The sequence below is a fragment of the Clostridium sp. JNZ X4-2 genome (assembly GCF_054889485.1).
On the sequence record NZ_CM142685.1, the window covers coordinates 2098697 to 2122491 of the forward strand.

At 32.0% G+C, this 23795-nt stretch carries 22 protein-coding genes; 12 read left to right on the forward strand and 10 right to left on the reverse strand.

From position 1 onward, the window contains the following. Positions 1–45: 45 nt before the first annotated feature. On the reverse strand, positions 46–1236 hold the full coding sequence (locus tag ACYUJ6_RS10130; RefSeq protein ID WP_461842667.1) for a DUF362 domain-containing protein: 1191 nt from the start codon (positions 1234–1236) through the stop codon (positions 46–48). Positions 1237–1703: 467 nt separating this feature from the next. On the opposite strand from ACYUJ6_RS10130, the gene ACYUJ6_RS10135 reads away from it, so the two are divergent. From ACYUJ6_RS10135 to ACYUJ6_RS10145, 3 genes are read left to right on the forward strand one after another with little or no spacing between them, the layout of a single operon-like run. Further along, a complete protein-coding gene (locus ACYUJ6_RS10135) occupies positions 1704–2348 on the forward strand; it encodes a TetR/AcrR family transcriptional regulator (protein WP_461842668.1) in 645 nt (214 codons plus the stop codon). Then, positions 2349–3047 (forward strand): ABC transporter ATP-binding protein, encoded by a 699-nt coding sequence (locus tag ACYUJ6_RS10140; RefSeq protein WP_461842669.1) that lies wholly within the window; start codon positions 2349–2351, stop codon positions 3045–3047. Continuing rightward, the gene (locus tag ACYUJ6_RS10145) at positions 3047–5290 is read left to right on the forward strand and encodes an ABC transporter permease (protein ID WP_461842670.1); all 2244 of its coding nucleotides are present in this window, start codon (positions 3047–3049) and stop codon (positions 5288–5290) included. Before ACYUJ6_RS10140 ends, ACYUJ6_RS10145 begins: the two co-directional genes overlap by 1 nt. Positions 5291–5336: 46 nt before the next feature. Here the strand turns inward: ACYUJ6_RS10145 and ACYUJ6_RS10150 are convergent, their stop codons facing one another. Continuing rightward, the gene (locus tag ACYUJ6_RS10150) at positions 5337–6746 is read right to left on the reverse strand and encodes an amino acid permease (protein WP_461842671.1); all 1410 of its coding nucleotides are present in this window, start codon (positions 6744–6746) and stop codon (positions 5337–5339) included. 229 nt (positions 6747–6975) lie between these two features. Here ACYUJ6_RS10150 and ACYUJ6_RS10155 point away from each other — a divergent pair, with 229 nt between their 5' ends. Both ACYUJ6_RS10155 and ACYUJ6_RS10160 read left to right on the forward strand, forming a co-directional pair. After that, complete coding sequence (locus tag ACYUJ6_RS10155) at positions 6976–8052, forward strand: GIY-YIG nuclease family protein (RefSeq protein WP_461842672.1); 1077 nt, start codon at positions 6976–6978, stop codon at positions 8050–8052. 57 nt (positions 8053–8109) lie between these two features. Beyond that, positions 8110–8571, forward strand: coding sequence for a redoxin domain-containing protein (locus ACYUJ6_RS10160; RefSeq protein WP_461842673.1), 462 nt, complete (start codon positions 8110–8112; stop codon positions 8569–8571). An 89-nt stretch (positions 8572–8660) separates the two neighbouring features. On the opposite strand, the gene ACYUJ6_RS10165 is transcribed toward ACYUJ6_RS10160, so the two are convergent. The 5 genes from ACYUJ6_RS10165 to ACYUJ6_RS10185 all read right to left on the reverse strand — a co-directional run bounded on the left by ACYUJ6_RS10165 (position 8661) and on the right by ACYUJ6_RS10185 (position 13725). Continuing rightward, a complete protein-coding gene (locus ACYUJ6_RS10165) occupies positions 8661–10901 on the reverse strand; it encodes a HelD family protein (RefSeq protein ID WP_461842674.1) in 2241 nt (746 codons plus the stop codon). Positions 10902–11136: 235 nt separating this feature from the next. Beyond that, on the reverse strand, positions 11137–11793 hold the full coding sequence (locus ACYUJ6_RS10170; protein ID WP_461842675.1) for a pentapeptide repeat-containing protein: 657 nt from the start codon (positions 11791–11793) through the stop codon (positions 11137–11139). A gap of 15 nt (positions 11794–11808) precedes the next feature. Next, positions 11809–12129, reverse strand: coding sequence for a putative heavy metal-binding protein (locus tag ACYUJ6_RS10175; RefSeq protein ID WP_369704115.1), 321 nt, complete (start codon positions 12127–12129; stop codon positions 11809–11811). Positions 12130–12461: 332 nt separating this feature from the next. Further along, positions 12462–12965: a DUF4489 domain-containing protein gene (locus tag ACYUJ6_RS10180; protein ID WP_369703997.1), complete on the reverse strand. Its 504-nt coding sequence runs from the start codon at positions 12963–12965 to the stop codon at positions 12462–12464. Between the two features lie 307 nt (positions 12966–13272). After that, positions 13273–13725, reverse strand: a complete 453-nt coding sequence (locus ACYUJ6_RS10185; RefSeq protein WP_461842676.1) for a flavodoxin family protein — start codon at positions 13723–13725, stop codon at positions 13273–13275. 304 nt (positions 13726–14029) lie between these two features. Between ACYUJ6_RS10185 and ACYUJ6_RS10190 the strand changes: the two genes are divergently transcribed. The 7 genes from ACYUJ6_RS10190 to ACYUJ6_RS10220 all read left to right on the forward strand — a co-directional run bounded on the left by ACYUJ6_RS10190 (position 14030) and on the right by ACYUJ6_RS10220 (position 20993). Continuing rightward, positions 14030–14365, forward strand: a complete 336-nt coding sequence (locus ACYUJ6_RS10190; protein ID WP_461842677.1) for a YczE/YyaS/YitT family protein — start codon at positions 14030–14032, stop codon at positions 14363–14365. A 420-nt stretch (positions 14366–14785) separates the two neighbouring features. Then, on the forward strand, positions 14786–15301 hold the full coding sequence (locus ACYUJ6_RS10195) for a hypothetical protein (protein WP_461842678.1): 516 nt from the start codon (positions 14786–14788) through the stop codon (positions 15299–15301). Positions 15302–15591: 290 nt separating this feature from the next. Next, a complete protein-coding gene (locus tag ACYUJ6_RS10200) occupies positions 15592–15987 on the forward strand; it encodes an acetylglutamate kinase (RefSeq protein ID WP_461842679.1) in 396 nt (131 codons plus the stop codon). A gap of 358 nt (positions 15988–16345) precedes the next feature. Then, on the forward strand, positions 16346–17914 hold the full coding sequence (locus ACYUJ6_RS10205; RefSeq protein WP_461842680.1) for a spore germination protein: 1569 nt from the start codon (positions 16346–16348) through the stop codon (positions 17912–17914). 13 nt (positions 17915–17927) lie between these two features. After that, on the forward strand, positions 17928–19136 hold the full coding sequence (locus ACYUJ6_RS10210; protein WP_461842681.1) for a Ger(x)C family spore germination protein: 1209 nt from the start codon (positions 17928–17930) through the stop codon (positions 19134–19136). A gap of 2 nt (positions 19137–19138) precedes the next feature. Then, positions 19139–20230 carry a GerAB/ArcD/ProY family transporter gene (locus ACYUJ6_RS10215; RefSeq protein WP_461842682.1) on the forward strand — a complete coding sequence of 364 codons (1092 nt, stop codon included), beginning with the start codon at positions 19139–19141 and terminating at the stop codon, positions 20228–20230. 115 nt (positions 20231–20345) lie between these two features. Next, the gene (locus ACYUJ6_RS10220) at positions 20346–20993 is read left to right on the forward strand and encodes a superoxide dismutase (protein ID WP_461842683.1); all 648 of its coding nucleotides are present in this window, start codon (positions 20346–20348) and stop codon (positions 20991–20993) included. A gap of 29 nt (positions 20994–21022) precedes the next feature. Here ACYUJ6_RS10220 and ACYUJ6_RS10225 read toward each other — a convergent pair whose 3' ends face one another. From ACYUJ6_RS10225 to ACYUJ6_RS10235, 3 genes are all read right to left on the reverse strand, one after another. Further along, the gene (locus ACYUJ6_RS10225) at positions 21023–22342 is read right to left on the reverse strand and encodes a replication-associated recombination protein A (RefSeq protein ID WP_461842684.1); all 1320 of its coding nucleotides are present in this window, start codon (positions 22340–22342) and stop codon (positions 21023–21025) included. Positions 22343–22412: 70 nt separating this feature from the next. After that, a complete protein-coding gene (locus ACYUJ6_RS10230; RefSeq protein WP_461842685.1) occupies positions 22413–23276 on the reverse strand; it encodes a DMT family transporter in 864 nt (287 codons plus the stop codon). An 8-nt stretch (positions 23277–23284) separates the two neighbouring features. Beyond that, positions 23285–23776, reverse strand: a complete 492-nt coding sequence (locus ACYUJ6_RS10235) for a prolyl-tRNA synthetase associated domain-containing protein (RefSeq protein ID WP_461845486.1) — start codon at positions 23774–23776, stop codon at positions 23285–23287. Between the last annotated feature and the right edge of the window lie 19 nt (positions 23777–23795).

Genomic DNA, 23795 nt, shown 5'->3' on the forward strand with positions numbered 1-23795 from the left:
ATAGCTTTTTTAAAAATTCTGCTGTGACCCTGGGTTCTTCTAGGATCAGCTTACTATTTTATCCAGCAGCTTTCTTAAAAGCGGTGTTTTTACTTCAATTGCTTCTTTAGGACACATTTCCTGACAACAATAACATCGAATACATTTATCATAATTATATTCAGGAGCAGTACCTTTATCTTTATCCAGTCTAATGGCCTTTCCTTCCACAGGACAACTGTTTACACATATACCGCAGCGAATACATTTCTCCTTTATTACATAAGGCCTTTGCCTTACAAGTTTCATCAACCATTCCACTCTATGAAACCCTGCTTTTTTTATATCACCCCGGTAAACATCAAAATTTTCATTGCCGTATTGTTGAACAATTTCATCTATGGATTTTTCACCCTGAGGAGTTAAAATTTCAATATGAGCATCATGCCAATTTCCAAGTCCCCAGGCTTCACCATTTACATTGGTAGGCACTGATGCCGGATCCAAATGAATGAGCCTGCAAAAAACGCTGTCAAGAGCCACAGGATCTTCTGACATCAGAATAACATTCATCTGTACAGGAGTTCCCGATGCAGGTCCGTTTCCCTCCATGGCAACAATTCCATCCATAATATGAAGTCTTGGTTTTATCATAACATGCAGGTCTGCCAGCATTTTTGCAAATCTATCTGAGCTTTGATATTTTGCATGACTCAACCCTTTGTTAAAGCCATAAATACATCCAAATATGTTTTTCATTGCTCCTGTAATCCGCTCCAGAGCATGAGTCTTCATTTTACAAATATTTATAATGCCATCAGCATCCAAAACTCCCTGGCTTATTACAAACTCTTTTGCAACTTTTCCCTGGGGAAACTCCACCATTTTACCCTGTCTGAAATTTGCCTCTTCAATTCCCAGTTCCTCTGCCACTTCCTTAATGCCGGCAGAACTTGATATCTTTGTAGGATTTCCATTGCCGGGAGAATCCCCATAGAAAACATGTGTATATCCTCTTTCCTTTAAAAGTTTTGCTACAGCCCGAAATACAGTTGGATGGGTTGTTATAGCCCTATCCGGTGTTGATTTTTTCAAAAGGTTTGGCTTTAAAAGCACCTTTTCTTCCCTGGTTACAAACTTTTCTATACCTCCCAGAAGTTCAAGTCCACTTTTAATGGCTTCATACACCTTATCTTCCAGGTATTCATTACATTCAATCAATACAACCTTGCTTTTCTTTGAATCATGTTTCTCCATTCTCTCACCTCAAAACAAATATATTGTAATTATACCATTATTCTTTATGAAGACTTGATAAAAATCTCCTAAAAAACAATGGCTATATAGATGGATGAATGTTCTATTATAGTTACCCATATTTATTATTTATCTCTATTTAAAAAATCTTCTAAATTAATTATATGCTGTTCATATGTTCCAAAGCCTACTTTACACTTTTTTTCATTGAAAGCTTCTACATCATAACGCAGTTTTGCACCCTCAATTGATATCACTTTTTACATTATCATTTGGCCAGTTTTTTATCTATAATACATTCTAACATATACTGTTATACATTTTCCAATATTTTTATTAGGGAATAACCTATTTATATGCCATTGTTTTCTGATTTCAAATTTCTTGACTTTTGTAAAATCAGATACTATAATTGTGACTAACAGGTCACATGACCTGCAGGTCACATGACGTAAAGGAGTGATTTAATGCCCAAAAAAACATTTTTTAATCTGGAAGAAAAAAAACAGGAAACTATAATGAGATCTGCTGTAAATGAATTTTTAAATCATGGTTTTGAAAAAGGCAATATAGCTAATATAGCTAAAAATGCCAGTGTATCAAAGGGCAGTATGTATCAGTATTTTGAAAACAAAAAAGAACTATTTCTCTTTTCAGTAAAATGGGCATCAGACTTTATCACTAAAAAGTACGGTGACTATTTTATCTCTGGCAATAAAGATGTAAATATTTTCGATTTATTTCATAAAAGTTCTAAATCTCTATGGATTCAGATGAAAGAGGAAAGAGAACTCATAATATTTATCCAGGATGTATTTCTTGGTAAATATAAGGATTTAACCGATGAGTCCATGTGTTATATGATGGATACTTTAAATGGATATACATTAAAACTAATTCGAAATGGTAAAAAAAATGGTTTTATAAGAAAAGATATGGATGATGACATGCTTTCCATATTTATTACAGGAGTATCAATAGAATTCAAAAAACACATGATGAATAAGTCAAGGAAAAATGGAAGTGATATTGTGGATGAAGACTTTGAAACAAATGAAAAAGAGATTGAATCCATGATAGAGCTTCTAAAAAATGGAATGGGGGAAAAATAAATGTTCATGCAGGTCAGTAATTTAAAGAAAAGCTATAAAACAGGTAATGTGGCTACTCCTGTTTTAAATAATGTAAATTTATCCCTTGACAGCGGAGAGATTGGTGTAATTCTCGGTCCCTCAGGTTCTGGTAAATCCACTCTGCTAAATATAATAGGCGGACTTGACCGCTGCGATTCCGGATCAGTTTTAGTAGACAGAACAGAAGTCACCAGACTTTCCGACAAAAAACTTACTGATTACAGGCGAAGGAAAATAGGTTTTATATTTCAGTTTTATAATCTGGTGCCCCACCTTACTGTAGGTGAAAATATTGAAGTTGTTTCAAATATCAGTAAATCCCCGCTGCCTACAGATGAGGTACTGAGAGATGTAGATATGCTTGATAAAAAATACAGGTTCCCCAATGAACTCAGCGGCGGTGAACAGCAGAGAGTTGCAATCGCAAGAGCCATAGTCAAAAATCCAATCCTGCTTTTATGTGACGAGCCTACAGGTGCGCTGGATTTTTTAACTTCAAGGGAAATATTGAAGCTTCTTCAGAAAATCAACAGGGATTTTAGTACAACCATACTTATGATAACTCATAATGAGGCCATAAGTTCCATGTCCAATAGAATCTTCAAAGTAAGGAGCGGAGAAATTATTGAAAATAAGATAAATAAAAATATTATTCCTGCAGAAAGGATTGAGTGGTAATGGTTATAAATAAAAAGATCAAAAGAACCATGCTGGAAAACAAGTCTCAATATATGGGTTCCCTATTGCTCATCATTTTAAGCTGTCTTCTTTTTACCATGTTCAATCTGCTTTCCAGTAATATATCAAATATATCATCTTCCTTTGAAAAGAACTACAATCAGGAAGACGCAAGTTTTACAATAAACAAAGATTTAAACAACATAAATTCTCTGGAAACAAAATTCAACATGAGCATTGAAGAAACCAGATCAGTTGATTACCCTGTATCCAGCGGCAATACTCTTAGAATATTCAGCCAGAATACAAAAATAAATATTCCTGCAATCATTGAAGGAAAAAATCTGAGTGGAGATGACATTCTAATTGATCCCGCTTATGCAAAAGCAAATAAACTCAAAGTCAATGACCATATAAAAATTTATGGAAAATCCTTTAGGGTATCGGGTTTTATGTCACTGCCAAATTATATATATCCACTTAAATCCGAATCAGATTTGATGAATGATCCAAATAGTTTTGGAATAGGGGTAATCGGCAGGAATGATTTTAACAGCTTTAAAAGGGGCAGCAGCTTTTACAGTATAAAATTCAATACTGATAAAGGCAGCATTGAATCTAGAATATCACAATTTAAAGACTATTTGAGAAGCAAAAATATAATCATACTAAACTGGACAAATATCAGTGAAAATCCAAGAGTAACCTATGTAAACGCAAAGCTCAGCAGCATAAATCGAATAAGCTCCTCCATGCCCGCTGTCATACTGCTTCTCACCTGCATACTTACAGGAACTGTCATGTGGAGAATGTTAAAAAGAGAATCTATAATTATAGGAACCCTTTATGCTCTTGGATATAATAAAGCGGAAATTATGAAGCACTACCTTATATATCCTCTGTCCATTGCATTTACAGGTGGACTAGTGGGTACTGCCCTTGGAATTTTATCCTCAAAACCCATGATCAATTTAATGCTGGACTATTTTAATATGCCCATGAATTCCATGGATTTTACTATAAAATATATTGCAATAAGTATTATTCTGCCTGTAATTTTTCTTAGTATTTGCAGCTATTTTGTAATAGGAAATACCCTTAAATATTCTCCCATACAATTGATGAGGGGCAGTTACGGAGGAAATAAAGTCAATTTTATAGAAAAGAATTTAAAACTTGACAGATTAAAATTTTCCACCAAGTTTAAAATTCGGGAACAGCTTAGAAATATACCAAGAAGCGCCTTTCTCCTTCTGGGAGTTATACTTGCATCAATGTTACTGCTTTTCGGATTTGCTGCCAAAAGTTCTATAGATTACCTTATGAAGGATTCATTCAATCAGGCATTTAAATATAATTATACTTATATATTTAATTCCATTCAAAATGGAAAACCTGCAGCAGGTGAAGCTTTTTGTGAAGTACCTTTCAATCTGAAATCCAACAGCAAAACAGATTTTACTATATATGGGATAGCTCCCAATTCAAAATATATTTTATTAAAAGACAGTTCAGGGAAAAAATTAGATACTGATAAAGTCATTATTACAAGGCCTCTTGCGGACAAACTTGGATTAAAGCCAGATGATACCATACGGGTTGTGAACAAACTTGATTCAAAAGAATACAGCATAAAAATAAATGGCATTGCAGAAACTTATCTAGGCCAATATGTATATATTCCCATTGAAAAGCTTGACCATATGCTTGGCTATCCATCCCACAGCTACATGGGTCTGTGGAGCAAAAATAAGCTGAAAATTCCAGAAGACAAGCTGTTGACTACTGCTACATCTGATGATATAAAAAAATCCTTTGATGCAATTATACAGCCGCTTAAAGTAACCATAGGATCCATATCGGTTATATCCTTTATAATCGGGCTTATAGTCATATACGTAGTAACTTCTTTAATCATAGAAGAGAATAAAAAAAATATTGGACTGCTTAGAATATTGGGCTACAGAAAAAAAGAGATTTACTCTCTCATATTAAACAGTTCTTCACTCACAGTTATTGCGGGTTATATTCTGGGTATACCATTGATCCTTGCATTTCTGCACTCGTTATTTAATTCTGTAACCAAAGACATGAGTATTTCATTTCCTATGACCATAAATTATATATACATCATTTCAGGGTTTATTGTAATATATATGACCTATGAGTTGTCCAAAGCTCTAAGCAAGAAAAAGATCAATAGGATTTCCATGATTGATTCTTTAAAATCAGAAAATGAATAAAAAATTTAAAAAGGCTGTTTAAAAATATTTTAGACAGCCTTTTTATCTACTCTTTTGTATTTTTGTCTAAATTCTTATGATTCTCTGTCAGTTCTTTGGAAAACTCTGTGTATAGCCCCATATTATTTCTTTTTACATTTTCATGCCTGAATTTTTTTGTATTTTCATAATATTTTACTCCTGCATAAGTTAATGAATAAAATGCAATAATTGTTATTCCTGCTATAAGTCCAGGGGATTGCCCTGGGATAAAAGGCATACTGAAAATAACGATAATAAGGCTTATTAAAGTAAACCAGGAAGCATATTCATGTCTTTTTTTATCTCTTTTAGAAAGATGAATTCGTGAAGCTACAATCATTGCATATGTAAAAAGCAGTGCAAATCCTCCTGCGCTTACCAAAAACAAATAAACCCTTGGAAATAAAAGTCCAGACATCAATCCCAAGAGCATTGCAGCACCTGAAAAAATCATTCCTCTATAAGGAACATCTTCCCCATCTTTTAAAAATTTTGGAGCAAAACCTTCATCTGCAAGAGAACGAATCATTCTTCCAAGACCAAACATAGCTGCAAGCATAGTTGAAAGCATGGCAGTAAACATCACTATATTTATTGCATTTCCCACCCAGTTTATTCCCCACCTATCAAGAGCCGCCACCATTGGACTTACATTTTCACTAACCATTCCGGTGGGAATCAAAGGAAGAAGAACAGCAACAGAAATTATATAGAGAACCACAAGGCTTAAAACAGTATAGGTAATTGCTTTAGGAATCACTTTTTGGGGATTATCGGTGTCAGCAGCTGCCAAACCTATGGTTTCAAATCCTGCATAAGCAAACATAACTGTAAGCATGCTTCCGGCAATACCTTTTATTCCACCTGAAAGTAGCGGTTCATGTCTCAACTCACCCATACCTACTGCTGGATTTTTACCTATTAGGCCCATGATTAAAAGCAGTCCAATAATTATAAAGGATACTATTGCCAGCAATTTAAAAGCAACCAGACCACTTTCAAATTTACTCAATTTATCAGCCCCTAATAAATTAAGCAATGTAACTCCAATAATTGTTATACTCCCAAATAGTGAAATGGACACACCTGGAAACCAATTCCGAATCAAAATAGACAAAGCAGCTGCTTCACTGGACATAGCTAAAATCATACCAGTCCAGTAAACCCACCCGACGATAAATCCAGTGCCTGGGCCAAAAGCTTTTGCGGAAAATGTCCTAAAGGATCCTGGAGAGGGATCTTTTTCTGTCATTTCTGAAAGTGCAGAAAGGATAAAATAGACTAAAATTCCACCTAGTATGTAGGATACTATAATAGCAGGACCTACAGCACGAATAGCTACAGCTGAGCCAATAAAAAAAGAACCCCCAATTATACTACCCAATGCCATCATTGTAATCTGCCATGCAGATAAACCTTTATGTTTATTCTCCATTTTATACCACCTCAAGTTCATATAATCTTAAGGATAGTATGTTTCAAAAATAAGAAAAACATTCTCTCTTGTTTTATGTATCTAACTAAATACTTGTATATTACTATTCCTCTCAGCACATAAAAATCAAATAGAAAATATTACTTCACCATTTTAATAATATAATTTCAGCTTTAGTTAATATTTATGGTACAATCTTAGATATCATATATTTTTTGGAGGACAAATTATGTACCTAAAGGATAAAGTCAAAAAACTTCCCTCTTCACCAGGAGTATACCTTATGAAGGATTCTCTTGGCAATGTGATTTATGTAGGTAAATCTAAAAATTTAAAAAACAGAGTCAGGTCATATTTTCAAAATTTAAAATCACATTCTTCCAAAATTATAAGATTGATGAAAAATATAGAGGATTTTGACTACATACTCACCGATACAGAATTCGAGGCCTTTATTCTGGAGTGTAAATTAATAAAAAAAATTAAGCCCATGTATAACAAGCAGATGAAAAACCCCAAATCCTATTCTTATATAAAAATAAGCATCAATGAAAGATATCCTGGTATTGAGGTTTCCGATGAATTAGTTGAAAATGATGGGAATGTCTATTTTGGACCTTATAAGAGCAGAAACACAGTGGAAAAAGGGCTTCAGGGAATAAAAGAATGTTGTAAAATACTGTGCAGCACTAAATCGCCAAAAATTTCATCCTGCTTGAATTATTCTTTAGGATTATGCATCGGTATATGCTTAGATAGCACTCCAAAAGAACAATATCTTACTATATTAAATAAAATAATAAAACTGCTCAATGGCACTGATAAAAGTATTCTTGAAAAAATGAAATATAAAATGAGTATTTTTTCGGAAAAACTTGATTTTAAAAATGCTGTCAAGTATAGAGATTATATAATTGCAGCAAATTACCTTCTACATAATGGCAAGGTCATAAAATTCACAGAAAAAAATAGGAATATTGCTTTACTTGAATATTTAAATGATAATAAAGTTAAATTTTTCCTCATTAAGGGAAACAAACTACTTTTTGATAAAAAATATATAATAAAAGATTGTGGCTTTGAAAATTTAAAATCTATTTTTAGAGCTAATATTTTATTTTACTTTAGTGATAAAAGTGCAGGAAATTCAATAAAAATTGGGAAGGAAGGAATCGATGAATCTCAAATAGTTTATACTTATTTAAAAAATAAATCTAATAACTGCAAATATGTAATAATCCTAAAGAAATGGATTAATGCTTCAGATAGTCAAAATATTGACAATGAACTTGACAAACTGTTTTAGAATATATTTAAATAAATGCGACATAATATATCTGACTAATAAGAGGGAGATGAAATTATGAAACTAATTGCTATAGGAGATCCTGCACCAAACTTTTCATTAGAAGATAATCACGATCAATTTATAAACTTATCAAATTATAGAGGTAAAAATGTATTGCTTTCCTGGCATCCTCTTGCATGGACACCAGTTTGTACAGATCAGATGAGAGCACTGGAAAATAATTGGGATAACTTTCAAAAACTAAATACAGTACCACTTGGTATGAGCGTTGATGCCCAGCCTTCCAAAAAAGTATGGGCATCTGCACTTGTTCTTGAAAATTTAAGTATTCTTGCTGACTTCTGGCCTCATGGTAAAGTTACCCAGGATTATGGGCTATTTATTGAGAAAGATGGTACATCCAAGAGAGCAAATGTAATAATAGACGGAAAAGGAATTGTAAAATGGGTTAAAGTATATCCTCCTGCTCAATTGCCCAATATAAATGAAGTTCTTCAAGTTTTATCAAATATGTGACCTGCTGAAAAATAAATCTTTATAAGTTATTCTAATATTCAGGTGGAGAAAAGCATTCTCTATGAGTAAACTCCATCTGAACCTAAGAATCACTTGATATTTTCAATAAAAGAACTTTTCTCTCCAGTATAATAAATACTTAACTGGTGAAGTGCCCTTGTACATGCTACATATAAAAGTCTTCTGTCAAATTCATTTTTATAATTATCTTTAGAAACATTGTATACAAGTACAACATCAAATTCTAAACCTTTTGCCATATAAGATGGAATGACCAATAGACCTTTCTCAATTTCATCATTATTAATATCTAACAACCTAGTTTTAATTAAAGGTTTTAACTTTTCTTGAACACAATCTGCCTCCTTCTGAGTCCTGCAAATTAATGCAATGGAACCATAGCCCTCATTACAAAAATAATTAATATCGTGAGAAATGGCATGATAAAGTAACTTCTCATTATCCTTAAATATAATTTTTGGTTTTTCTGTATGTCTGTCAAAGGGAATAAAGTTCTCTTTATTGTTTAGTATCTGCTTTGCAAAGTAAATTATTTCCGAAGAAGATCTATAACTTTTATTAAGAAAAAGCTTTGTAGACTTTTTCTTATGGAGTATTTCTTCTATATCATCATATATATTTTTATTTTTAGCCCTTTCCAAGGATTGATTGAAGTCTCCCAGTATGGTATATCTGGATTTACCAAACAAAAGCTTAAGGACTTCATATTGAAGTGGATAATAATCCTGGGCTTCATCAACAACCACCTGTTTAATATTCTGAAAATCCTTATTTCCTTCTAATCTGAGTTTAATATATAAAAGCGGGGCACAATCCTCATAATTAATAGAGTTTTTATTGAGATTTTTTTTAGTCCTGTATATGATCTCTTTAATATTTGGAGGAAGTTTCATTCCATGTGATAGTTTAAGTAAGAGACAGCTTTTTTCAAATAACAATTTATATAAGTTCATATAGTCAACTTCTGTAAATTCATGAATATGTTTCATAAATGCTTTTGTTTCTTTAATTGAAAGTAATCTACTGAAAGATTTGATCTCCAATTCATGGCCATCGGAATTTTTAACAATTTCCATAATCTTTTTCAGCCTTATCTTTCTAAGTGGATGAATTTTATCAAGTATTATATTCTCTATTCTTTTAAGCCTTGTGGATATAGGTATGTTTATTTTGTTATTAAGAAATTCATTTTTTATTTCCTGTTTTGTTTTTAACATTTTACCATCATAATATACATCTTGAAATGGAATCAATCTGTATTCAAAATGATGAATTAATCTATTTAAAATTTCTATAAATATTTTAGAACCTTTAAATTCAATAGTGTCTACATTCAAATTAAAATCCTGTTCATCTTGACAATTTATTAAACCTTCAAGTTGGTGGCTCCGGTTCCCAATTGTAAATCTATTTTCAAGGACTTTATTTGCAATATGATGAAAGGTTATCTCGGTTACATTCTCCTCACCTAGTTCAGGTAAAACTCCAGAAATATATTTACTAAAAACAGAATTAGGTGAAATTATAATTACATTATTGGAATTCAATTTTGAACTTACTCCAATATACAGCAAAAAAGCAATCCTATGCAGTGCTATGGAAGTTTTACCACTTCCAGCTACGCCTTGTACCATTAAAAGTTCATTATCATTATCTCTTATGATTATATCCTGTTCTTTTTGAATTGTTTTAACAATGTTTTTCATTTTGGAAGATGCATTGCGACTTAGCACTTCCTGAAGGATTTCATCATTAATTTGTATACTACTGTCAAAAAAATATTTAAGCTTACCGTTTTTAATTTTATATTGTCTTTTTAACAGGATATCGCCGGAAATTATTCCTGAAGGTGAATTATAGGAGCATCTGCCCATTTCATATTGGTAGAATATACTTGAAATAGGAGAACGCCAATCATACACTAAAATTGAATTTGTACTGTCATCTATTAAGTTGTATAAACCAATATAAATTTTTTCTACTTCATCAAAGTCATCTTCTTTAAAATCAAATCTTCCCAAGTAAGGTGAATCCAACATTTGTTCATACTTTTTTATTTTTTTAAGAGTATCTTCATAGCTTCTTGCCTGGTTATTAACTTCAAATAAATACTGGTTCATTTCAGGAATTCTATCGAAATCATCTGAAAAATGAACAGAGTTTTTCCACATTTCTCTTCTGGAATCAATAAGCTCTTTTTGCCTGTTATTTAAGCTATAATTTTCACTGTCCAATTCTTTTTTTATAAAACTCAATGTACCCTCAAGGTATTTACATTCTTCATCTCTGTCCTGCACATAAGTACTCATTTTATCACGCTCCTATAATTTAAAAAAATAATCATTGACAATCATAAGTGTTTTATGCTATAGTTATTATAATATTTAATGTATAATTGTTTTATTTGTAACTATTTTATTATATACAAAAATTATACTTAAGTAAAGTCTATACATTTTTATTTACAGGAACATTTCTATCTTTTCTAAAACCCAATGATGATTCCAGTTTCATAGATTTTTCATTGTCTTCTCCAAGGAATTCCTATTCTTTAATTACAATTCCCATTAATGTTGAAAGTGCTAGCGCCTGCATGGATGTAACTATAACACCATTTATATCTTGAAGTCTTACCCCCAACCCATCAATATCACATTCAGAGAGATCCATTCCACTAAGACTAGTACCAAACAACTGGCATTGACTCATATCTGTATTTTTAAATTCCACCTTAGAAAATTTACTTTCCTGAAAATCAGAAAGACCCAATTGGCAATTATCAAATAATATCTGCACACAATCTGTGAATCTAAAAAATGCATACTTTCCATTACACTTATTAAATCGGACATTTCTAAGGGTTGATTCACTTAAATTGGTTCCAACAAGCTTGCAATTTATAAATTCCACCCTATATATAGAGGATTCCCTAAAATCCACATTGGATAAGTCACAATTTTCAAATCTTACATCTGTAAAGTCGCTATATTGCAATAAAACATCTGTAAATATTACATTATCAAATATAATTTGTTTAAAGGAAACCCGTTTTGCTTGGCAATTTTCTATATGACAATGACTAAAAATTACTTCTGAAAATGAAGTTTCATCTAATATATCCTTTTTTAGTAATGGCAATGCAGATAAATCATTTGAAATTTTCGGTTTTAGTATTTTTGTATTGTTCTTATAATCAGCCATATAATTTTCTCCCATTTACTCAACTACTACTGCTGTTCCCGAGGCAGTTACCATAAGCATATTTCCAGCTTGCCCAAGTACTTCATAGTCGATATCCACACCGATAACTGCATTTGCTCCAACAGCAGATGCCCTATCCTCCAATTCCTTTAATGCCTCTTCTCTTGCCTGTATAAGTTCACCCTCATAGGATTTTGAACGTCCCCCGAAAAAGTTGGTAAGCCCTGCTGCAATATCTTTGATAACATCTACACCAGAAATCACTTCACCAAAAATAATTCCCTTGTATTCTAAAACTTTCTTTCCCTCTACGCTATTTGTGGTTGTCACAATCATCATTATACCTCCATTTTTAACTTTACATTTTCTTTATTCAAATATTCCCAGCTTCGTAAAGTGGGTGATAAGCACTGCTACACCCCTAAATAAGTTCTTCCAAAGTTCAGATACGAAAGACATTCCCTACGGTCAAACTCCACCCGAACCCAAGAATCACTTCATAAATATTGTTTATATTAAATTCTAGATATTTAACTATTTAATCCACGTATTAGTATCATAACATATCCTTTCCCTAAAATCCACATGCCTTTTGAATGCTTTAATTTGCAGTATAAAAAAACTCAAGGCTGTTTACCTTGAGTTGTATATTTTATATGATCATGTTGTTAGCATGAACTTCCACATGTAGCTATTGCTCCCAGTGTTGCATTGTTGATAGCAAGTGTACCAACAGTAACTGCACTAGTAACAGTGGCAACTACAGTATAGGTACAGCAGTCACTAAAGCAGCTGCAATCACAGTCACAAACGAAAAATGAGAATGTTTGGCTAGAAAGTAATGCTACTAGTGAAAAAGTCCATACAGGTCCGATAGGAGTAGGGGTAAGTTGATTTCCACATTGTTTAAATACTTGAAAATTTACAGTACCGGTAAAAGCAACAGCCGCAACAAGATTACTTGCAAATTCAAGTTTAATACATGGATCTTTTAATCCACGAGTATTTAATGTTAGTGAAGCAAGCGGAAAAGTAGTTCCCGCAACCGTAGCAGCAGGCAGTGTAGTTGAACTAGGACAACCACATTTTACAATAGCAGTACAATCTTTTTCCTTTTTTATATTATTACATGGATCACAGTTGTCTTTATTAGATCTTGACATATAATTCATAAACAAAATCCTCCTTTTTATATTACGCCTAAAATAAAGCAAAAAATATTTATAAATGTAATTGACAATTTTGTCATTGGCTTCTACTATAATATATGATGTGGTGAAAAAAAGGTGATGATAGTTAAAATTATTTCTTTATTTTCAATCACTGATTATTGGATGTTTTTTAGAATGAATTGCAGCAAAAATAAAAAAGAATTGATAACAAGCTATCAACTCTTTTTTATATGATATATTTACCCTATGGACAAATCCACCTGAACTCAAGAATCACTTGATTAAAGTTTATTTATAATTCTTTCTGTTATTTATCCTTTAGCAATTTGGCAGCAAATTTTTTTGCTGCCGTCATATCACTTTCATTTGGCCTTCCCTTAGCTATTCCACCAAAAATTTTAAATGGTCCATAGGTATCAAACCCCTTGCAGGCGAAGCTTCCAATTATATCAAATCCTTTACTTTCCAGCTTATTCTTAAGTGAATTGTTATAGTCTGCCTTTCCCTGTCCACTGGTTGAAAAAACAAATCCTCTTTTACTCTGAAAATTTCCAAGGTTATCTACCAAATTTACCATGTTCTTATGAAACTTGCCATAAAATATTCCGGATCCAAACCCTATCAAATCATATTTGTCAAGTTCATTTACATTTACTTCTTCCGGATTCATTATATCGCCTTTCAAAACCTGATTAATTTGATTGGCTATTCTTTCTGTATTTTTATGTTCTATGGACTTGTAAATTATTAAACTATTCATGGCATATCAACTCCTTCCTATTACTGTATATATTTAGTATATATTAGCATACTTTATTGATCAACAAAAACAGATAGGCAATCAACATTATACTAACTTTATCTCAATATAAATACATTTTGAAAATACACTTGGACAATCACTTCTAAGTTCGCTATAATATAGAAAAGCAATTTACAATAATTTAAAATATGGAGAATTAAGATATGGAAATTAAAATCAATACCAATTAGGAGTGTTTATTGATTTAATCCAAAAATTGAATATTTTTAAACATCCAGCTGGTCTTGTAGGAGAGATCTCCATGTTGTTTTTGGGAATTTTCATTATGGGTTGGGCCACCTATTTTTATTTAAGAGTAAATTTAGGGGCTGGACCAAGAGATGGTTTAATGGAAGTGTTAGTAAAAAAATACAATATGCCTGTATGGCTTATACGAAGTATAATTGAAGGCAGTGTATTGATTATTGGATATTTTTTAGGGGGACCCGTGGGTTTTGGTACCCTATTAACTGCCTGCAGCATAGGCTTATTCGTACAATTGGCATTTAGAATAGGAAACTACAGTTCTAAAGATGCTAAACACGTTAACTTAATTGAGTTATATAAAAGTCTAAGGACAGCTTATGTTAATAATTAAGGAGTTATTCCCTTTTTACTAAGGAAATATTTAAGCAGATTTTTTGCAATTATCCTTATAAGGTATAAAGTGCAACCCGAAATCAAGCTCCATAAATATTAAGGAAAGAAGAGAAAAAATTTGAAAAACATGGCTAAATATAAAAAAATAACAATATTCATAACATTTATTTTATTGTTCATAAGGATATTTCTGGAGTACGCGGAAAAAAGCAGGGGATTATACCTAGTACATGATTATATGTATAATGTGATAAATTATTTGATAATACTATCGGCATTATCAATATACTTTGAAAACAGGAAAACAAGATTGACATATTTTTGGGTGCTCTTGATATTGGCATCAATAAATACAGTAGGAATTTATAAAAGTATAGATAATATACAATTCCAATCTAATTTTTCCAAGGGGAAAAATATGTTTATAGTTAAGGAAACAAAAAATGAAACAGATTATAGCTTGGTATATACTAAAAGTCATAAAATATTTATAAGGCTTGTTGAAAAATTAAGGTTAGGAAATGGATATAAGCCATTTTCCAATATGTCTTATGAGGTGACATGGATAAATAATGAAAAAGCTATTATTAAATTTTCAAATGGTCAAAGCCATGAAGTAAGAGGTAAAATTTTAAATTTTACAGAAACCAATGGACAATATCTAAATGTTTTAGCCAGTTTGAATGGAAGTTGGACCGATAAAAATAATAAGAATAATTCTATAACCTTTGACAGAGGTGAAATCACTTATAAGATTGGCAATAAAACTTACTGGTATTCATCAAGCATGGCAGATGAGCAGGGAAATTACGGTTCCATTTTATATGGCTCCAATAATACTCCCGGTATATACATATTGAAAAATGATGACAATACCATAACAGTGGGATATATACAACTTAAAAACAACAGAAAATATATCTATAGCAGATAATTTATTTTTAAGAATTTCTAATAATTATCTTTAATAAATTCCTAACTTTTTCATCCACTCAGATCTTTAATTAAACATACTAAATAGATAAATGAAATATATGCAGAACCTTTCTATTAATTACTCATATTATATAGGGTATAGTAATTGATAAAGTAGTGATAAATTTGTATTTATGTCCAAAAGTAATAGGGCTTACTAATGTTTGCCCGCTTCAATACCGTAGATATGAATATTCTCAAAGTAACTGTCCGACTCCTTATGGAATCACCAAATCAGAATTGGCTTTAATGAATAAATTTCGTATGTTGTGGGAGCAGCATGTTCTCTGGACAAGAATAGTCATAATCGGTATAGTATTTGATTTACCGGGTACGGATTCGGCCACCCGCCGCCTTCTCCAAAATCCCCTGGATTTTGAAGCAGTTTTAAAAAAATTTTATGGTGATGAAATTGCCTCTAAATTCAGCAATCTTTTTACGGATCATCTTTTAATCGCAGCAAATCTTGTAAACGCAGCAAAAGCAGGAAACAGCAGTGCAGCAGCAGATGCTGAAAAAGAATGGTATGCCAATGCTGATGAAATTGCAGCTTTTTTGGGCAGCATCAACCCCTATTGGTCCGAGGATCAATGGAAGGATATGCTCCATAGACATTTAGAGCTTACTAAATCTGAAGCAGTTTGATTTACTTACCAAAAATTATGAGGCAAGTATCACAACATATGATGAAATTGAAAGACAAGCTTTAGAAATGGCAGACATGATGGCAAAAGGAATTATTAAGCAATTTCCAGAGAAATTTACCAGATAACCTTAACTATCTTTAATATAGAGCTCCATGGCGCTTTATGGAGTTCTCCTTTCACTTACGATTTAAATCTATACCCCCCCTGTGTGGGAAGCCTTATTGATTTCAATCCCTCTCACATATAAAGATGCTAATATATTTTTTATCGGATTATGCCATGAATGTACTTAGAATATGAAATTTGATGAATAATTTTTGTACAGAAATGAAAAAATAATCTAGAGGTGAACTAGTGTGAATAACCTCATTAAAAAAATTTTTTCATCTAAAAAGATAATTAATAAGAATATACCTGACAAGCAATCCCCTAAAGAAAATCCTGTTGATATCGACAGCAGCATAGAAAAAAATAAAAGTTATATAGAATCATGTTTTTCAAACTGTTTTGATTTAGTTATACGTGAAATTTCCCTTTTCAATATCAAGGAGAAAAAAGCTCTTATAGTTTATTTAGAAGGATTTTCGAAGAAATCACTGATAGAAAATTTTCTCATAGCAAAATTAACTTCAGATAATTATTCAAAAAGCAGTTATACCGATGAAATCCAATTTATTAAATCTACTTTTGGAATAAAAGATGAAAATATACATACAGATATCAACAAATCCATAAAATCCATTGTAACAGGCAATCCTGTAGTATTTATAGATGGATTAGAAAAATCTTTTGAAATTGATTTAAACAATCCTCCAAAAAGAAATATAAATGAACCACCTACGGATTCAGTGCTCAGGGGACCACGGGAAGGGTTTACTGAATCCCTTATAGAAAATATCAATTTAATAAGAAAAAAAATCAAAAATCCAAATTTAAAAATGGAAAAATTTATACTTGGAAAAGAAACACATACAGATATCATAATAAGTTACATTTCTGGTGTAACTGACAACAAAATAGTAGAAGAAGTTAAAAAGAGGCTAAAAAAAATAGATGTAGAATCCGTATTGGATTCCAACTATATAGAGGAATATATATCTGATGAACCTCTCAGCATCTATCCCTTGGTATTCAAGACAGAAAAACCCGATATTGCAGCATCTAAACTTCTGGAGGGAAAAATTATAATTATTGTGGACGGCTCCCCTGTAGCACTTTCCGTTCCAACTTTATTCGTTGAATTTTTTCAATCTGGTGAAGACTACTATATTAAATATTCTTCTGCCACTTTAAACAGGATTATACGATGTATATCATTGATTACAACTATTGCACTTCCTGCAATATACGTAGCTCTTAATAATTTTCATCAGGAGCTCATACCAACTAAACTTATAATAAGCATAGTTGATTCCAGATCAAGCGTACCCCTGCCTGCATTATGGGAAAGTTTTTTTATGCTGGTTGCTTTTGAAATCATGAGAGAAGCCGGGATGAGAATGCCAAAAACTCTAGGTCCTGCCATAAGCATCGTAGGCGGATTAGTCCTGGGTGATGCTGCAGTAAATGCGGGAATAGTAGGCAGTCCCATTGTAGTAATAGTTTCATTAACTGCCATTACAAAATTTACAGTACCTTCAATAGAGTTCGAACTGCCTATTGTATATATTAGATTTTTTTTCTTATTTTTAAGTGGATATTTAGGACTTATTGGGCTTACCTGCGGGATCTTATTAATCAGTACCAGACTTTCTTCCATTCGATGCTTTGGAATTCCCTATATGTTTCCCATTTTTCCTTTTAATATAGATCCTCAAGAAGATCAAATTATGAGATCACCCATATGGAAATTAAACCGTACTCAAAAGTCAAATAAGTTAAAGAATAACTTTATCAGTAATAGAATTCATAAGCATACAAGTTGATGAGGTGGCTATTATGATTAATTTCAAAAAAAGCTTAAAGAAGCTTAACTTAATGCTTTTAGCTATATCATTAGTTATATCCGGCTTTTGTATAACCGGCTGTACAGATAAGAATGAAATTGAGACACTTGCATTTCCTGTAGCCTTAGGTGTGGACCTTGACAAGGATAATAATTTCATTGTAAGCATACAAATACTTAAAGGTATGAACTCTCTAAAAACTCAAGGTACAAAACAAATACTTAAAACAGATGTCTATGTATGCTCTGGATCCACTATTCACAATGCCCTGAACAATCTTTCAAAAAAGTTGAGTATGCCAATTAAATTTTCTAACGAAAAATTCATAGTTGTTGGGCAGAATCTGGCAGAATATAGTATAAAACCTATTATAGATTTTTCCTTAAGATTCAGTGAAATAAGGCCCACCACCCCCATACTGGTTACTCACGGCAAAGCTGAAGATATACTTAAAACACAGGTTACGGAAAACCCCATTTCAGCATATGCAATCAATTATTTAATTGCAAGGCAAAAATATTTAGGCTTTTCCCCCACCACAACAAATTTGGAATTTGAAAACAGTATGAACAGTCAGAATCCTATAAGTACATGTGGAGTTATAGATATGTGTACAAAAAATGAAAATACTTCAAACAGCAGTTTTCTTGTGGCAGGCAGTGCAGTATTCAGAGAGGATAAACTTATTGGGTATATGAATACTGATGAAACAAGAGGAATGCAGTGGATAAAAGGTAAAATCAAGTTGGGAAACATAGTAATTTATCCACACAATAAAAGTAAAATAAGCCTGGATATCATAAAATCCAGCAGCAGATTAAAACCGTCTATCAATAACAATAGAGCAAATATTGAAGTTTACATAAAGGCTCAATCAAATATTTCTGAAATATCAAACAGTACATATAAATATATGGATTTTAATAGGGATCCTATTATTTTAGATGAATTATCCGAGGAACAAAATAAAGCCATCCACAGTGAAGTATCTGCAGCTATAAATGCATCGCAAAATAGACTTTCAGCAGATATATTTGATTTTGGAAATTTATTATACAGGGAATATCCTGATGAATGGAAAGGCATAAAAAATAACTGGGACAAATCATTTCCCAATATAAATATCAAAGTAAATATTTCATCTAAAATAAACCAGACAGGTACCATATCAAAATCCATAGATGCTGGAAAGGGAAAATAACTATGAAAGAAAAAATATCAATATATCAATTTTTCATACTAATGACTATGATTCCCTATGGAACCGCCTCCCTATTTTTTTTAGCTCCTGAAGCAAAACAAGATGTCTGGATAGCTTTATTATTATATGCATTACCCGGTATACTGCTTCAAATTGTATACATAACATTGTACAACAAGTATCCTAAAGATACTCTTGTAACATACATGCCTAAAATATACGGTAAATTTATAGGTACTATTCTAAGTATTATTTATATTACATTTTTTAGTTATATAGCATTACGTATACTTAGAGATCTTTTGGAGTTAACAGCTTCTTTTGCATTACAGCATACATCAAAAACAATTTTTGGTCTGATTTTCATAATAACCATAGTTTATGCAGTATATACCGGAATAGAAAATATATCAAGTTTAATTCAATTTTATTTCATAATACTGCTTACCATAAAATTAGGAAGTTTTTTTCTCATATTATTATCAACAGATGATATGTTTAAACTACAAAACCTAAAACCTATATTGGATGATGGTATTTTAAATGTTTTGAAAAATTCCTGGCAGCTCATTACTTTTCCCTATGGAGAAACTATAGTCTTTACTATGTTATACCCATTTGTCCTTCAAAAAAATAAGATAAAAAAAACAGCTATATTATCGATTATAGTAGATGCTTTATTATTATCATTTAACAGCATTGTATTCATATGTACACTGGGAGTTGATTTTGCCACTCTATCCAATTTTCCCTTATTTGAAACATACAGACTCATGCATATAGGTGATTTTTTGAGCAGACTTGATATACTTTTCATGATTCTATTTTTAGTGGAAGGTTTTTTCAAATTGAGCATTTTTTTATATACAGCTGTTCTAGGTGCCTCTCAAGTATTCAATTTAAAACAAAATAGATTCTTATTTATACCCTTTATTGTTCTTATTCTCTCGCTGCTGCTTGAGAAAAATTATCCACAACACATCAATATTGGATTTAATTATGTGCCAAAGTATATATCCCTGCCTTTAGAAATAGTACTTCCCACTTTAACTTTAATAATCTTCTATACTAAAAATTCAATATTGAAAAAATAACTGTTGTTATGTATCTTCTGCAGTAGATATTCAAAAAATTGTCTTTTGTAATATTCTAACACATTTAGGACTTACTGCATAATATGTATTAGTATATTATTTTAGAGGTGATCTAATGAGCAATATAAAGCCCGAAACTTTTAATTTCAAATCGGTTAAAGGCATTTCAACAAAACAGCTGGATGAACATTATAAATTATATGTAGGCTATGTAAACGCATTAAATAAAATATGGAACACTCCTTATATACCTGACAGCTATACAGACAGCAATCCCACTTATTCAGCAATGCGAAGCTTAAAACTTGGTGAAACATATTCGTTAAATGGAGTAAAACTTCACGAACTCTATTTTCAAAATATGACCGGAGGCAATAACACTCCTCAAGGCCCTCTACTTAATGCCATAAAAAATCAATTTTCCTCTTACAATAATTTTATCTCTTATCTTACAAATGTAGGGTTGTCTATGAGCGGTTGGGCAATATTATCCATTGATTCAATGGATAATAAACTCCATATAATAGGAAGTGATTTACACGATACTGGTGCGGTATGGATTTCCTGCCCCATATTAGTTATGGATGTTTATGAGCATGCATATTTCATGGATTTTGGAACGGACCGGAGGAAATATATTTCTACATTTATTCAAAATATAAACTGGGACATTTTAAATAACAGATTTAAAAAATATATTTCCTCAATGCAATCCATGAATATAAAACCATACAGGTACTGCCCATTGGGATATTTTCAATAAATGATTTTCTACATTTTAAAAGAGTAAACTCAGTGTTTACTCTTTATCTCTTTTATCTTTAATAATTTTTCCTTAACTTTTTTTTCAAGACCTTCGTCTGAAGGAATATAATACTGCCTATCCTTTAAATTATCTGGCAGGCACTGCATATCCACAGTCCTTTCCTTAAAATCATGGGCATATTTATAATCTTTCCCATAACCCAAGTCATGCATCAATTTAGTAGGTGCATTTCTAAGATGAAGAGGAACTCCCTGTGAAATAGTGTCAAGAGCATCCTTTTTTGCACTATTATATGCCAGGTACAGGGAATTGGACTTCGGAGCAGATGCCATATAAACCACTGCCTCAGTAAGATTCACACTACATTCAGGCATTCCTATAAAGTGAACTGCATTGTATGCAGAAACCGCCACTTCCAAAGCTCTTGGATCTGCCATTCCTATATCTTCCGATGAAAAACGTATTATCCTCCTTGCCACATATAGAGGATCCTCTCCTGATTCTAAAATTCTTGCCAGCCAGTAAATTGCTGCATCTGGATCACTGTTTCTCATTGACTTGTGAAGAGCAGAAATTAAATTATAATGTTCTTCTCCATTTTTATCATATAGCAGGTTTTTTTTATTAATACACTGCTCCACTGCTTCTTTTGTCACATTGGAAGTACTGATATTGTCAATACAGCTCATTATGGCAATTTCCAGTACATTGAGAGCAGATCTTGCATCTCCGTTGGAGTATATGGCTATCATCTGCAATATCTCATCTGTAATGTTTACTTTTAAATATCCAAATCCCCTCTTATCCTTTATTGCTCTTTTCAATAAACTGACAATATCTCCCGTATCCAAAGAGTGAAGGACAAAAACTCTGCACCTTGATAATAAAGCCGAGTTTATTTCAAAAGAAGGATTTTCAGTAGTGGCACCTATGAGTATGATATTTCCCTTTTCCACATGGGGAAGAAAAGCATCCTGCTGAGCTTTATTAAATCTATGAATTTCATCTATAAAAAGAATCGTCCTGATGCCAATTCTCCTATTCTTTTCTGCCATTGCCATGACTTCTTTTATTTCCTTGATGCCGGAAGTGGCAGCACTAAAATTTATAAATTTAGCTTTAGTGATAGAGGCAATTATCATGGCCAGAGTAGTTTTCCCAACTCCAGGCGGTCCCCAAAATATCATAGAACTTATATTATCCGTATATATTAAATTTCTGAGTATTTTTCCCTTTCCCAATATATGACGCTGTCCAATATAATCTTCCAGATTCACCGGCCTGATCCTCTCCGCCAGTGGAGAAGATAATTTTTTATCAAACATTGAGTTTTGCATATAATCCATATTAAACACCTGCGTTTTTAATTTAAAAAACAAATAATTGTCCTTATATATATAATATTATACTTTAAATTTAATCTGCCCTTCTAGTAATATAAACTGCATAAATCACCATAGCTGCTCCAAGGATCTGAATCAGGGTCATAGATTCCCCTAATATGAAAAATGAAAGCAGCATGGCTGTAGGTATTTCCAAATTTCCTATTATTGAAACTTTTAAAGAACCAATATCTTTAATTGCCGCATACAGCAAAGTTAGTGGTATTATTTCACAGACCACAGCCAGCACCACAATACAGATAATGAGCTTGATGCTCAAGTCTTTACTTAATACTGAAACTGGAAATCTAAAAATTATCAAAGACAATAATGAAAAAATAATTGAATAGAAATTCATGGTAAGCGGATTCAATTTTTTCATGTTTTTCTCCGAATATATGTTCATAAAGGTATAAAACAATGCTGCCAAAAATCCAAATATACATCCTTTCACAGAAAGAACATCCACCTGCCTTGCTATTCCCAGTGTTAGGAAACATCCTATAAAAGCTGTAATAACAGCAAGAATCTTATTGAAATCCAGAATCATTTTTTCAAATATCATGGAATAGATAAAGACCATTATAGGATAGGTATATAACAATATGGTTACTATGGAAACATTCAAGTAATTAAATGCCTTATAATAAAAAACCGTCATAAATGTATTGCCTATTATCCCCAGAACAGCTGTATGGTAAAGATCCCGCCTATCTATTTTCAAAGCATTTTTATCTATCAAAAGCATGGCAAAAAACATAATTGGAATTGATATTATGTACTGCATAATCAATATATTTATGGAATCTGCCCCTTCTGAAAAGGCAATTTTTATTATAATGCCACAAGTTCCAAATAATACGGCAGATAGTGCAGAATAAAAATACCCTTTTCGCATATAATGGCTCAGATTTTTATATAGGATACTTTATTTTTAGTCCATTTTAAAAATTTTTGAAAATCTCTGGAGGAAATAACCAGTGTTGCTGTATTTACATTGGGGTGAAATCCCACCTTTTCTGCCTTGAGTATGTCACTGTCAATTATTGCCCTAACACATTTGTCACTATCATTGATTAACCCAAAAGGGCTCACTGAACCGGATTTTAACCCTAAATGCTTTTCCAGTCTTTCCTCTGAAGCAAAAGACAGAGGCGTACTTCCCAGCTGTTTGGATAATTTTTTTAAATCCGCCTGCTTTGAATCTTCTAAAACCACCAGGTAATGAACATTTCCCTTTCTATTTCTGAGAAAAAGATTTTTGGTGTGATCACCTGGAATATCTATATCCAATTCATTGACATCTTCTATAGTATAAACCGGTTTATGATCATATTTCTCATATTCAATGCCTATTTCCTTTAAAGTATCGTATACTCTCTGTTCACCTTCACTAATCATATAATACCTAATTACA